This window comes from Paraburkholderia sp. D1E, assembly GCF_052682275.1.
Genome location: NZ_JBQYMB010000001.1, coordinates 3,028,718 through 3,041,876 on the forward strand (window position 1 = coordinate 3,028,718; position 13,159 = coordinate 3,041,876).

The window sequence follows — 13,159 nt, forward strand, 5'->3', positions numbered from 1 at the left end:
GAGGATTCACTGCCCGCCTTTTCGAAAGTGCGAGCGGTGCCGCTCGGTCGTCGGGTCGTCGCGCATCTCCATATCGAGCGAGGTCGAAAATCCGCCGTCAGCGTTGATCGTGTGCGTCGCCCTTTTTACAAGCCACGGCGTTTCATCTATCTCCGGTTTGAAGCCCGACACGGTCACGGGCATTTCGGGAAATATCTCAGGCCGCGCCAGTGCCAGCTCGTAACCGAATGTTGCCTGGCTGCGTTGCGTGCGGTCGTATTCGGCTTGCGCCGCCGCACGGGCCTGTGCTTCATTGGGATAGTCTTCAGGCAGTACCTTCACGTTCTTGTTGTTCTCCCCGCCGATCACGACAGATTTGCGCTTGCCTTTCGAATTCGAGTGATAGTGCGCGCGCACGGCCGCGTAACTCTCCCGCTGCGAAACGTGGTATCGATGCCGGTCGCCGCTCGCGCGCGTAATGTCGAGAACGCCTAACGCCTTGCCGCTTACCGTCTTGCCCGTGCCGATCGGCATGAACAGCAGGCGCAAATCCTTCACGTTCATCACGGCGTCGTATCGCTTCGCGAGGCGCGTGAGAAACGACATATCGCTTTCGTGGGTCTGGTCGATGTGGTCGATCAGGATTTTCGCGAGCGCGTCGCCGATTGCCGGCTTGAGGTCGTGCCGGCCGGCGATCGCGCGCACGATCGCGCCGATCGTCTGCCCGTGCCAGCTCTTTTCCCGCCGCTCATGCATTTCGTTGGTCATCGAGGCCGATCGCGCGCGCACGGTGATGATATCGGGCGTGCCGCTGTGTTCGGCTTCGTTGACGGTGAATGTTCCCTTGTCGACGAGCTGGTCGCCGACCCATCCGATCGCCACCTTGATCTCAGCGCCGCGTTTCGGAATGGCGAGATCGCCTCTTGAGTCGTCGAGTACGAGGTCGAGCATGTCGGCTTCGTCGCCGCGTGACTCCGAAACAGACAGGGATATCAGGCGCGGGGCGATCAGGCGAGACAGGTCGCGCCCGTCTAGCGTGATGCGGTAATCGGCTTGTGGCTCGACGCGGTCGATCGGGTCGGCCGTGCGTGCCGTGGCGTTGTTCTGCGCAGCAAACATTATTCGGCCGCCTTCTCTTTCTTCCGTTTAATCATCGAAATCATGTCGTCATCAACACGCTTAAGCGTCAGCGAAAACTCGACTTTTCGCGGGATGCCTTCGGGGGTGTGATACGTCTGCGTTTCGTCCAGCCCGTCAATAATCCATGCGCCGTACACGTTGCCGGCGCCGTCCACCAGCACATAGGCGTCGCCGGTGTCGCCCATGTCGGCCAGTTGCCTGATGGATGCAATCGAGCCGATCGACTCGGGCGCGACGGTGCCGGAAAGCGTGATCGTGTCATCGCCTGCGCCGGTGAACTGGCTTGAATCGCGGGCGCCCACGCGCGAGCTGGTGCGGTGCTTCCAGTTGCGCCGGCGTTGCAGCTCCTTATAGGGCACGGTGGTCAGGCTGAAAACGAACTGGTCGAGGGACATCATCATGATTCTCTTCTCCGTCCGTTAATCCGACAGGCGCGAAGCAAATCGCGACTGCTTTGCGCGCTCGCGCTTGTCCAGCTCGGCAGATACCGCCCGCGCGATCGCGGCCGGGTCGTCGCCCGGTGCCGGGTAAATGTTGATGGTGATCGGCGCCGGCGCCATCGTCTGCACGGCGGCCGCATTTCCGGGTGCTGGTGAGGCTGCGAGGGGGGGCCGGGTGTCAATGGGTACGGTCGCGCGCACGATCGGCACGGCGGCCGCCTGTGCGATCGCGGCGCCGTTAGCCAGTGCCGGCATGCCGAACGAGGTCGCCGCGATGGTGGCGAGGCCGATCGCCGCCTTCGCTACCCTGCCCTGTTCGCCTTCCATGCCGATCGCTGCGCCCTGGGCGATGAAGCCGCCCAGCTCGCCGAATACGCGACTTGGGCTATGGATGCCGAGCTTTTCCTTGAACCATCCGACCGTCGAATCAGCGACGCCCGTAATCGCATCCTTGACGGCGCCTAGCCCGCTGGTGATGCCGTTGACGAGGCCGGAAAGGATGTTCGTGCCGAACTCGGAAAACTTCGCCGGCAGATCAAACCCGAACCATGACAGCACGCCGGAGAACGCCTGGTAGAACACGCCGAGCGGGGACCAGTTGAGGATCAGCGCGCCAATGCCGGCGAGGCCGCCACCAAACGCCGTGGTCGCATCAGACAGGAAGGATTCGATCACGCGCGGCAATGCGGCGATGCCCTTGGCCAATAGCTCAAGCGGCAGGAAAACGAGCCGCAGCGCCCCGCCGAGTACTTCGCCGAACGTGCGGCCGTAGCCGGCGGCCGCACTCAGTTCCACGCCCGTGCTGCGTACTGGGTCGAGCAGGTGCGAAAACCAGTTCCAAAGGCCAGCAAAGAGGTCGATAACCGCCGCAAAGATCGGTTTGAGCGCGGCGCCGATCGCACCCAGGGCGCCGAACGCTGCACCGAGTGCGGCGCCGATCGGCGCAAGGCCGGAAAGCAGACCGTCGAACATGCCGCCGAAAATGGCCTTGATTGGCTCCCAATACTTGCGGATCACCAGCGCCGCGACGGCGACGACCGCGACAATTGCGGCGATTGCCAGCCCGATAGGTGTCGTCAGCATGGCGCGGCCGGCGAGCATCGCGGCCTGGCCAAAGCCACGCCATGCGGTCGCGCCGGCGCCTAGCGCGCGAGTTAGCAGGGCGCCTTGCATGCCAAGCGCTTGCATGCTGAATTTCACAATCGCAAGCGGGCCGAGTACGCCGGCGAGCGCGATCGTCATCGTACCGACGACGACCAGCAATGTGGCGAGCGCGGCCAGCGTAACGAGGATCACGCGGGCGGCCGTGCTGTGTTGCTTCATGAAACCGACGACCCTATCGGTCGCCGCGGCCGTTGCCTTGAGGCCGGCGTTATAGAGCGGCGAGATTTTTTCACCGATCTCGAGCTTGAGGTCGCGCAGTTTGGAGAGTGCTGCGATTTCGCGGCCGTGCGTGAGTTGCTGGCCTTTCGCGTTCGCCTCTTCGATGCCATCGGCGCCGGCGTTCAGGTGCTCGTTCTTGTGAATTTGATCCTTCTGCATATACATGGTCGTGAACAGATTGGCCGCCGTCCGATTCGTGAAAATCGTGGCGATCATGTCCTTAACCTTGTCCGGTTCGGTGATGCCCTTCGCGGCCAGCTTGGGCAGCAGAACCTTTTCCATCCATTCGAGCGGCGAGGCCTTGAGCATGTCGCCGCCGGCCAGCGCGCCGGGTTTGATTTGCTTAATCATGCCGATCTTGTTGTATTCGACCTTGTTCTTATCGAACAGATCGAGCGCCATCATCTGCTTTGCCGCCTTCACGGTCGTCTTGCCCTGATAGACGTTGCTGTAAGCGGACATAAGCCCGGTGCCGACAGCATGGCCGCCCATTTCCTGAATAAGCGGCTCCATCTGGTAATAGAACGCATCCTTGCGCATCTGTTTGGCCGCGACGCCGCCCGTCTGGATGAAGTTACGCCACTCGTCGCCGCCCACGCGGCCGCCGGTCGCCGTCAGCACCTTTTGCACCATGTTCGCCTCGTCCTTGAACGTGGCTTCGTCTTTGGTGCCGCCGCGCAGCTCGATCACCTTCAGCATGTTCATGAACTTTTCTTCGTTCGCGTGCGCGTCCTCCGCGCCGAACATCGCTTCGTTGGCGAACTTCATTTTCGACAGCGTCGGCATGACCATTTGCGCATGATGTTCGTCCGCGAAAATCGTCAGCGCGTCGCGCATCATCGTGACATTGTCGGTCGTACTAGTGCCATAGACTTTCATTGCGCGTGCGTACTTCGCCGCGTCTTCGGACGCGTGATTGCCGAGACCCAGCGCCCGGATACGCATCACTTCGATTTCGTATTTCTTCGACTCGTCGAGCGATTCGCGCATGTCGCCAAGCATATGCGTGCCGGTCGATCGCGCCGCATAGCCGCCGACCGCCATGCCGGCGGCCACGCCCTGCATGGCCTGCATCTGCGTACGGGCGGCCGCCATCTTGCGTTCGCGCTGGCTGATTGCGTCGAGCTTGCCCATTTGCGCATTCATCGTTGCCGTGGTGGCGGCGATGTTCGTGCGCAGCTCGCGTTCGTGCTGTGACAGATTGCGCGTGTCGATGCCGGCGCCGGCGAGGCGTTCGCGCATTTCCTGCAGGCCGGCCGTCTGTTTCTTCTGTTCGGCGTTGAGCTGCGAAGCGGCCTGGCGTGCCTTCGCCAGATCGGCCGTCATCTGCTGCGAGGGTGGACCAAAAGCGCGCAGCGAATCGGCCATTTCCTTGACACGTTTGCGGGCCGCCGTGAGTTTGGTCGAGGTCTCCGACAGACCTGCATGCATTTCACGGAACGCGCCAACGTTCTTTTGCGCCTTGCCCATTTCGGCCAGCTCGCGCCGTGTTTCCTTGAGCGAGCTGGCAAGCCCCTTATTTCCGGCCAGCATGTTTTTCAGGGGCTTCGTGAATCCGTCAATCATGTCGAACATCACGCGCAGTTTCAGGGCGTTATCCATCGCTATTTGTTCCGCTACGTTGTCGCGCTCGCTCGCGCCATTCCATCAGCTCGGTAAGGCTGAAGGCGTCCATCGCGTCCGGCATCCATCCAAATACCGTCGCAATATCGGCCATCGGGTCTTCTACGCGCTCAGGGATTCCAGTTTCGATTTCATGGCCTTCGGCATTAAAAAACCGGCGAAGATACCCCCCAATTGAACGAGGTCGGCCGGGTCGATTTGCGCAACGTCCATTTCGGTGAGTGTCGGCGTGCTGATACGTGGCAACACCTTCTGCAATGCTGCGATATCCAGATCGACGAGGCTAGACAGGGACGTGCCGCGCAGCTCGCCGGAAGTCGGTCGGCGCAGCGTGATTTCAGTGATGGTCTGTTTGCCGCGCACGATCGGGAAATCGAGCGTGTGAGTGTTCGGGTCTTTCGCCGTTGCGCTGGCGTCGGCTTCGGCGCAGTGGTTGTGGGCTGGGTCGGAAACGCCGAGGCTGTGAGACTGGCCGGCGTCCGTGATGCTGTGTGCGTGCGAAGCGGCGTCTTGCGTGTTCATGGTCTATCCGTGAGAGTGATGAATGGGGGTTGTCAGGCCTGCCCGATCATGGGGCAGGCCTTCGGGAACTACAGGCCGATCGCGTTGCGCAGTTGTTGCAGCAGATCCACGCCATTGATTTTCTCCACCATGTTGATGAAGTCCATTTCAATGAGGTCTTCGCCGTTCATCGAGAGCTTGTAATAGCTCGCCACGGTCGTAACCTTGAAATCGGTGTCTTCCTTCGGCTTCGCGGTGCCGGGGTCGATTTCCTTGTGCCGCCCCTTCACGACGATTTCGATCGCGTCGTAAGTGTCCCTGTCTTCGGCCTGGTAGCCGCCGGCGAAGCGCAGCAAGACGCCATCGTGTTTCGTGATGCCGTACTGTTTGATGACTTCCGGCATAAAGCCGCCGCACGTCCATTCCATCTGGATGGCTTCCTGCCCAAAGTCGATTTGAATCGGGCCGCTCATGCCGCCGCCCATATATTCCTCCATCTTGCGCGATAGCTTCGGCAGTGTGATTTCTTTCGTCTGACCGACGAAATTCGCGCCGTTCTGGAACAGGTTGAACCCCTTAAGCTTGCGTGGCATGCCCATCTGTTTTTACTCCTGGTTAGGCCGTGACGCGTGCAGCGAAATCGGCAAGATAGCGGTCGGTGATACGTTGGCGAAGCATCAGGTTTTCGAGCGGTGGAACCGGGCAATAGTCGTAATCGATGTACGACTTACCCGACTTGAGAACATCGGTTGTATTCGGCTCGGGATCGAACCATGACGAACCGTCGATCAGATAGCCTTGCGATTTCCACTCGCGGAACTTGCCGTTAATGCCTTCGATAATGTCGCGGGCAAGCGACGGATTAAGCGGGCCGTCGACGACCGGCATCTGCGCTTCGGCCATCGTGTCGGCCAGCACCTGTGCGGTACGCGTGTAATTCTCGAATGCGAACAGCGGATCATCGGAACAGGTGCGCGAACCCCAGAAGCGATAACCGTTCCGGTTGATAAGCGTCGTCACGTCCTGTTCGTTCAGATAGCCGGCATCGGTGGCCGGGTCTTGCAAATCCCATGAAACCGGAATGCTGATACCTGTAACGCCGTTGACCGCCACATTGGAAAGCGTCTTGTGCCAGCCGGTTTCTTCGTCGATGCGGGCGCGCAGACCAACGGCGTAAGCCGTGGCTGGCACTTCGACCGTTTTGTTTTCGTTGTCGTCCCACGCAAGGAAATTCGGCCAGATCACCATGACTTCGCGGCCGCTGAACTGCTTGCGGTAGGCGGTCGCTTCTTCCTTCGTCCCGGCACCGGCGGCGTAGATATAGGCGAAGCCTTTCAGCGCTTGCGCGGTGGCGGCCAGCTCAGTCCCAACGGCCTGTGTGTCGAGCAATGGTGCGCCGATGATGCGTGGCTTCACGCCGAGCGATGCCTGCGCCGAGCGCAGCGCCTTGAGACCCGTATATTTGCCATCGGGCGTAACCTTGCCGATCACGTTCGAGGTCGTTTCGGCATCGTCCTTGCCTTCCGCGACCCGCACAACGACCGTGATTGGCTTGGTCTGTTTGCCGATCGCGTTCAGCGTCTTGTAAAGCGTGCCTTTCGTGCCAGCCTTGCCGAGCGCCGAAACAACGTTCGTCAGCAGCACGGGCGTGTCGAGCGGGAACGTGGTTGCGTCCGCGTCTTCCGCCGTGCAGACAACGCCGACGATCGCCGTCGAGATTGCGCGAATCGGTCGCGTGCCCTGGTTGATTTCTTCGACGCGTACGCCGTGGTGATAGTCCTGCGCCATTTTGTACAGATCCTATGGTGAGAGAAAACGGGAGTCTTCCCGGTTGGGTGTTCCGGCGCCAGGCCGGCGTATGCCATGCGGGCGACTAATTGGCGATTTCAGCGCCTGCGAACAGGTATCGGTTCTGTGAGCCGGGATACAAGGTCGGTTCGTTTGCGCCGTCTTCCGGTACTTTCTGCGCAAGCATTTGCTCGGCGTAGCGGAAACAGTCGACGCCTTCGTCCGGGATGCCGACGAGCGCGATTGAGGTCGCCATGCCGAGCGGTTGCTTGCCGGCCTTACAGGTTTCTTCCGTGTAATAGCTCGTGACCATAACGGCGGTGATATTTGAGCTTCGGCTCACGTTGACGTTATCGACGACATGGAACGCGGCCGGGACGCCGATAGAGTCAATCAGAATGGTTTTCTTGAGGGCCATGCTTTGCCTTTCGAGGTTGGGTATTGAAAGCCAGTGTTGGGCGTCGTGATGCGATTTACGCGGCCGGCGGTGCCGGTTCTTCCGCGCGGTGTTGCTGCGAAAACTGCGTTTCCGCCTGCTGCATAAGCGGGTGTGCAATCCGGTACGGCAGCTCGGCAACGGCGGTCATAACCATTTCCATCGCGGCAACGGGCAGCGTCAGCGTGTATTCCTTTGCTGGGGTGTTCATGTGTTTTTCTCGGTTCGGAAATGTGGTTTAAAGTCAGGCCGGAATAGCCGGCCAGGTGATATCGAACGGGAAACCCGCCTGGTTGGTAACGTCGCGCAGTGCGTCGCGATACTCAGCCCAAGCCGCCGCTTTCGCCTTGGCGGACTCGGGCGCATCGGTCGGGGCGTCTGCCCGTCCGTCAGAATTCAAAAGCGCTTCATCGCGATAAGCACGGACGCGTGCCGCGCGCAGCTCGTGTTCGTTGTCGAGAAAATGCTTGCGCACGTCATCGGCGGACGGTTGCGGGACGTCGCTATTCCATGCAGCAATGAACGGGTCGCCATCCTGTTCGCCCGTGGTGCGTGATATCGGATGCGCTACCCAGAAATCACGCCCGTGTACGAGGGTCTTGCCGAACATGCCGTGAATGGCCGACACCATCAGGTCATGCGTGTAATTTTTAAAGTCGAGCATTGCGTTTCCTTATTGGTTTCTCAGCACAACGCCGCGTTGCCAGATTCGGTTAATGTCGGTGCCGACTGCGACGCGCAGTCCGGTCACAACGTAAGGAGCAGGGAGATCAACAATCGAAACGGTTCGGCCGTTCGCTTCTGCAAACTCAACAAGCCCGCTGTCGTACTGCACGCGCGCGTTAATTGCTGCCTTGCCGTTGATGTTGTTTTGAAGGCTACTAATGTTGCTATTCAGCCAGTTACTCAGGTAGCCGCCCCAAATGCCGCCGTAGACGTTGCCGTCCATAGCGAGCCACGAGCCGCCGCCGCCTGTGCTTACAGTGCCGTTCACCCGGAAATTGCCCGTGTTGTCCATTGAGGCCGGGACGGAGTTGTAATCGCTATTGACCCACTCCATGCCGCCACCGCTTGCGCGGCCACGCATATACATGAACGTGTTGTCCGAGCTACGCAATCCAAGCTCGCCATACGACCCGCTTGCCGTGAGCGTGAGGCGGCCAGTCATCGTGCCGCCGCTCAAATTCAGCTTGGCAGCCGGGTCGAAATTCCAGCTACCCCACACGGAGCCACCAGCGCCGCGAGCAATTTCATTGCGGCCAAATGACCAGGCGTTATTGCGGCCATCAAGGTGAAAAACGATTGATGGTTCAGTTGTGGTCAGGCCGCCTTCATAGCCTTCGATTGCTGCGAAATGTCGCCCGCCCCAGCGCGTCCAGCGCATTCCCAAGTAGGCGGCCGCCGGGTCGAATGCATCAATCTGAAGCCCTGGAATGCGTTTGTTGGTGCCGTTCCAGTCCGCGAAAGCGCCGCCGATATTGCCGGTCGAGCGGAAAGCGCCGAGAGTGTTCGCGCTAACCGTTGCGCTAGACGTGAGGCTTACCGTCGCCGCCATGCTTTCGGTGCCAAAGCGAACGGTTTCCTTGCCGTTGTTGGTGATCCCGAATACGCCATCGGCGATATGGAATAGCCCAGTGTCGGGCGCACCGTCATTGATGAACGTGAGCGAGGGAAGGAGCGCGCTACCCTCACTCAACCAGAGCCGCTTGCCCGCCGCAAACGCCAGGTCGTTATTGAGCGTGCCGCCCTTGTTCGCATCGAGCGGGACAAGGTTGCCTGCATGCCACACCGCATTGTTACTTGCGCCGACAAACAGGTTTTGATTCGTGAAGTCGTAACGAAACGCGCCCTTTGTTGGCGAGTACCAGCCGCATTGCGCAGCGTTGCCGTAGAAATATCCATCGTTGCCGCCAAGTGCCAGTTGGCCTTCCCCGGCGACCCGGTTGACCGAAATACTCCCGGCTATCTGCAACCGGGTATTGCCGTCATCGGTCGACGTGCCGATAAGCACACGGCCACCGTCGTTCATCAGCTTCATGACGCCTAGATTCACGCCGTTGCCAGTCGGCCGCGTAATTTCAATTGCCGACTTTCCCGCCGAGTACGCATCATTCACGGAGCGTAATGAGAGCGTGCCTTGGGAACCAAAGAGCAGTTCCCATTGCCTTTCGTCAGCCGGCGCACCCTCGCGAGTGAGCATGAGCGAAGTCTGTCCGGTGCCGCCACCGTTCGAGGCATAAAGCGCTCGCACCGCTGCAATGCCCTTGACGATGCCATTGACCTGCAAGGTGCTCGCGCCGTCATCGGTCGACGTGCCGACGAGCATGCGGCCGCTGGGTAGGATTCGGGCGCGCGCGGCGTTGCCGGCAAAGAGATCGAGAAATCCCATGGTGCTTTCGGAGCCGACCGATACGTGACCATTCGAGCGGAAATAGGCCATCGTCGCGTCGGCCGTGACCCATCCGACCGTCGCGCCATAGCCGAACGTATGCACGCCGCGCGTGCTCGCGTTGCCGCCAATCTGCACGAGGTTCGTGCCGTCATCGGTCGCGGTGCCGAACAGCGCGCGAACGCCGGCCGCGACCTGAATATTCTTGTCGAATACGGTTCCACCTGCCGTGAAGCGAGCGACAGATTTCCCGTTACTGGTGATGCCAAACGAACCGTCAGAGATGTGATACAGGCCGGTGTCAGGCGCACCGTCTTTGTCAAACGTCAGGCTAGGAACAAGAACGCTCCCTTCGGGCAGGACAACTTGCCCGCTAAACGTGGCGCCCGTGAGCGCTGCATAACGGGCCGCCGCCGTCTTGGGGGTAATGGCGCGCAAGTCGTCAGTGCCGGCGTTGACTTCGGCTTGCGTCGCCAGCTCGACGACGCCTTGCCGCTCGGTCGTCGCCGGCGGATTGGTGAAGCTGGCATCGCCGAAAACCAGCTTCGTCGCGTCGATGGTCGTGAACTGCATATCGGCCGAGAGAAGCAGCAGCGCCGCCGGCGACTTCTCCATGATTGGGCCGTCCGCGGCGTTCTGGCAATAGACGCCGAATAGCACGCCGTTTTCGAGGTACAGGCCGAGGCCGTACAACTTGTACTGGTCGGGCGTGTCGTCCCGCAACGTGACGTGAATCGTATCGAACGCGACATTCTCGCCCGCGAAAGTGGCGATGCGCTTCAACTCGTTCGGCAGTTTCTTAAGCGTGTGATCGGTCGCATCGAACAGCGCAGTACTCAGGCCAATTTCGACGATCTTGTGTGCGTTGGTGCCAGCGTTGCCAGGCGCGACGAGCGCGGCACGGCCAGCATCGGTGATGTTTATGAGTGCTCCGGCCATGTTCATTTATCCGTGAGTGAAAGGCGGCGATACAGGGCCGGCCGAACGGCCGCTGCAACGCCTTGACGGCCTTGCATGGAAAAGCCTTGAGTGAAGGTGTAGTGAGCGCGTACCGGCTTGGTGCGTTCGATCTCCGCGATGATGTCGGCGACATAGGCGGCCGTGGCCGGCACACCATCACGGCCGCTTACGGTCATGACAATGTCAAACGTGCCGGGGATGCCGGGCGGGTTCATCTGAAACCATTCGCGCAGCGCGATATTTCCGCCGAACGTCGCAACGACTTCGCGCACCGCTGCCGCCGTGCCGTTCTTTCGGGCGATCGGGATCGCCGCCTTGACGCGGGCGCGCTTGATTTGCTCGGGCCAGTAGTCTTTCCATGCGTCGATGCCCATGTGCCACGCGAGCCAGGGCAACAGCGCGAGCGGAATTCTGTCCGGGTTCATCAGGTCGCGCAGTGGAGTTTCAATGTCGCTAATACGCGCATTGACGGCTGCAAGGTTGCGTTCATGCACCGTCGAATTCGGGGGCAGCAAATTAGACATTCGCGTACACCCCGCCGTCGCGCAGATCAATAGACGTGCAGTAAGGCGCTTGCGTCTTCGATGCCGGGATGCTCGCTAGTGGGCTTTTGAGATTCACCTTTTGCACGCCAGCCGCACGCGCGGCGCCATAGATACCGTCAAGCGTGATCTCCATGCCAAGTTTGTGCATTTCGATCGTGTACGCGGCCATGCGCTTACGAGCTTCCGCGAGTGCGACAGAGCGGTCAGGCCCGGAAAAGAAAACCAGATCGGCGCTTACCGCATAGCGGTTGATGCTTGCGCCTTGCACAGTCACCTTGTCGGTGAGCGGGCGAATATCGTCGGCTTGCAGGTTCGCGGTTACGGCGTCGATCAGGTCTTTGGGCGCGGTGCCGTCGCCTTCACGCGAAAGGATTGTCACCAGCACTTCGCACGGAGCGGGACTAATCGCCGAGGCATCCAATACGCGGCCATCGGTGTTGAGCGCGTGCGAGATATACGCGCCTTCGGGGCCGGCCACAGAGAAGCCTTGCGGCGCGAGCTGCGTGCGCTTGCGCAAGTCCGTATTGCTTTCCATCACCGCCGGCATGCCGTTCGCGGGATCGGCAGGCGTCAGCGTAAGCCGCTTGATATCGAAGAACGCCGCGAGCTGTTCGAGGTCGCCGTCCATCGCGTAGGCGAGCATGACCGCGCGCGCGGCGTCATTTACGCGCTGACGCAAGACGACTTCACGATAGGCGTTCTCTTGCAGAGAGATCGCCATCGGCTCTGATTCCAGTTCGAGCGCTGCGGCAACATCGGCTTGCTCGTCGACCGGATACAGGGAAACGAGCCGCGCCTTGCGTTCGGCCAGCAGCGTTTCATAGTCGATCGTTTCGACGATATCCGGGGACGGCAGCTGCGACAGGTCGATAGGGGTCACGCTCACGCTGCACCCCCGTTGCTAACCGGTATGCGCGTTGCTACTGCGTCGCCCGTATCGGTCGTCGTGCCTTCGATATCGACGACCTGAACGCCAGCGCCGCTTTCCGTGGTATCGGTCGAGAGCTGCACGCGGGTAAGCGTCAAACGCGGCTCCCAGCGCATGAGTGCGGTCGCGATCGCGGCATACAGACGCACACGCGTTTCACCATTGTTCGGTGCGTCGATCAGGTCGGGGATTTCAGAGCCGAACGGCCGGCGCTTCACGCGCGAGCCGATCGAGGTCGTCAGAATCTTGGCGATCGATTGGTAAAGGTGAGCCAGCCCGGAAATGGCGCGGCCGGTTTTAGCGTCCATGCCTTTCATTTCATCGGCTCGCTGGTCGGGGCGTTAGCGCCTTGCGCCTGGTGTTTGTGCGTCGATACGCTCACGCCGGCCGCAGTTACGTCCTTCGTGAATTCCGCCCCGCCGTCGATCTTCATGACTGCATCGCCGCCGGCGCCGCCCTTCCCTGTCATACCGGCCTGGAAAGCGAATGCGCCGATCACGGTCATTGACCGCTTGACGATCACGTCCGCATCAAGCGTGACGGTGTCGGCCGTAACCGTGGCTTCCTTCGTGTTGACGTTGACCGCGCCGGGAGCCGTCACATTGACGGTTGCGCCGGCGGGCAGCTTGGCAGAAAGCGAATGCTCGGCGTGGTTGTATTCAACGATCGCGCCATCGGGGTAAGCGCGGGTGTGCGTGTCGGGGCTATTGCTGGGTGCCGGCGCATCGTCAGAATTCAGGCCGCAGAGAACAACGCCTTGCGCGGGGTCACCCATCGGGCAGAACAGCACGACCTTTTCATCTTTGGTCGGCGGGTTCCATTCGCGGGTCGCGCCGGCGCGGGCCGAAATGAACGGCAGCCAGTCCGTTTGCAGGCCTTCGCCGTCCGGGTCGGTCGGGTCGCCAACAGACACGCGGCAAGTCGGCGGGTTGCTGGCGTGATTAACGTCCATGATCGCGCCCTTGCGGATCATATTGATAATCAGTCGTCGGATTTCGTTAGCGTCCATGCCGACCATGTTGCCGGCCACATGCGCGCGACGCGAGT

General features: G+C 60.8%; 15 protein-coding genes. All 15 read right to left on the reverse strand.

Annotation, left to right across the window (positions count from 1 at the left end):
* Window positions 1–6: 6 nt before the first annotated feature.
* The gene (locus ACUN0E_RS13610; RefSeq protein ID WP_445566909.1) at window positions 7–1,098 is read right to left on the reverse strand and encodes a phage late control D family protein; all 1,092 of its coding nucleotides are present in this window, start codon (window positions 1,096–1,098) and stop codon (window positions 7–9) included.
* Complete coding sequence (locus ACUN0E_RS13615; protein ID WP_445566910.1) at window positions 1,098–1,520, reverse strand: phage tail protein; 423 nt, start codon at window positions 1,518–1,520, stop codon at window positions 1,098–1,100. The genes ACUN0E_RS13610 and ACUN0E_RS13615 overlap by 1 nt, the downstream gene beginning before the upstream one ends.
* 18 nt (window positions 1,521–1,538) lie before the next feature.
* Window positions 1,539–4,544 carry a hypothetical protein gene (locus ACUN0E_RS13620; RefSeq protein ID WP_445566911.1) on the reverse strand — a complete coding sequence of 1,002 codons (3,006 nt, stop codon included), beginning with the start codon at window positions 4,542–4,544 and terminating at the stop codon, window positions 1,539–1,541.
* Window positions 4,537–4,659 carry a GpE family phage tail protein gene (locus ACUN0E_RS13625; protein WP_445566912.1) on the reverse strand — a complete coding sequence of 41 codons (123 nt, stop codon included), beginning with the start codon at window positions 4,657–4,659 and terminating at the stop codon, window positions 4,537–4,539. The genes ACUN0E_RS13620 and ACUN0E_RS13625 overlap by 8 nt, the downstream gene beginning before the upstream one ends.
* A gap of 8 nt (window positions 4,660–4,667) precedes the next feature.
* On the reverse strand, window positions 4,668–5,087 hold the full coding sequence (locus ACUN0E_RS13630; RefSeq protein ID WP_445566913.1) for a phage tail assembly protein: 420 nt from the start codon (window positions 5,085–5,087) through the stop codon (window positions 4,668–4,670).
* A gap of 68 nt (window positions 5,088–5,155) precedes the next feature.
* Window positions 5,156–5,665, reverse strand: a complete 510-nt coding sequence (locus ACUN0E_RS13635; protein WP_408340630.1) for a phage major tail tube protein — start codon at window positions 5,663–5,665, stop codon at window positions 5,156–5,158.
* A gap of 16 nt (window positions 5,666–5,681) precedes the next feature.
* Window positions 5,682–6,854, reverse strand: a complete 1,173-nt coding sequence (locus ACUN0E_RS13640) for a phage tail sheath protein (RefSeq protein ID WP_445566914.1) — start codon at window positions 6,852–6,854, stop codon at window positions 5,682–5,684.
* Between the two features lie 85 nt (window positions 6,855–6,939).
* Window positions 6,940–7,272 carry a hypothetical protein gene (locus ACUN0E_RS13645; RefSeq protein ID WP_445566915.1) on the reverse strand — a complete coding sequence of 111 codons (333 nt, stop codon included), beginning with the start codon at window positions 7,270–7,272 and terminating at the stop codon, window positions 6,940–6,942.
* A 55-nt stretch (window positions 7,273–7,327) separates the two neighbouring features.
* A complete protein-coding gene (locus ACUN0E_RS13650; RefSeq protein WP_445566916.1) occupies window positions 7,328–7,501 on the reverse strand; it encodes a hypothetical protein in 174 nt (57 codons plus the stop codon).
* Window positions 7,502–7,534: 33 nt separating this feature from the next.
* Window positions 7,535–7,954, reverse strand: coding sequence for an XkdW family protein (locus ACUN0E_RS13655; RefSeq protein WP_445566917.1), 420 nt, complete (start codon window positions 7,952–7,954; stop codon window positions 7,535–7,537).
* Between the two features lie 9 nt (window positions 7,955–7,963).
* Window positions 7,964–10,618: a hypothetical protein gene (locus ACUN0E_RS13660; protein ID WP_445566918.1), complete on the reverse strand. Its 2,655-nt coding sequence runs from the start codon at window positions 10,616–10,618 to the stop codon at window positions 7,964–7,966.
* Window positions 10,619–10,620: 2 nt separating this feature from the next.
* Window positions 10,621–11,163, reverse strand: a complete 543-nt coding sequence (locus ACUN0E_RS13665) for a phage tail protein I (RefSeq protein WP_445566919.1) — start codon at window positions 11,161–11,163, stop codon at window positions 10,621–10,623.
* A complete protein-coding gene (locus ACUN0E_RS13670) occupies window positions 11,156–12,070 on the reverse strand; it encodes a baseplate J/gp47 family protein (RefSeq protein WP_445566920.1) in 915 nt (304 codons plus the stop codon). The genes ACUN0E_RS13665 and ACUN0E_RS13670 overlap by 8 nt, the downstream gene beginning before the upstream one ends.
* A complete protein-coding gene (locus tag ACUN0E_RS13675) occupies window positions 12,067–12,429 on the reverse strand; it encodes a GPW/gp25 family protein (RefSeq protein ID WP_445566921.1) in 363 nt (120 codons plus the stop codon). The genes ACUN0E_RS13670 and ACUN0E_RS13675 overlap by 4 nt, the downstream gene beginning before the upstream one ends.
* Complete coding sequence (locus tag ACUN0E_RS13680) at window positions 12,426–13,121, reverse strand: phage baseplate assembly protein V (RefSeq protein ID WP_445566922.1); 696 nt, start codon at window positions 13,119–13,121, stop codon at window positions 12,426–12,428. Before ACUN0E_RS13680 ends, ACUN0E_RS13675 begins: the two co-directional genes overlap by 4 nt.
* Window positions 13,122–13,159 lie beyond the last annotated feature (38 nt).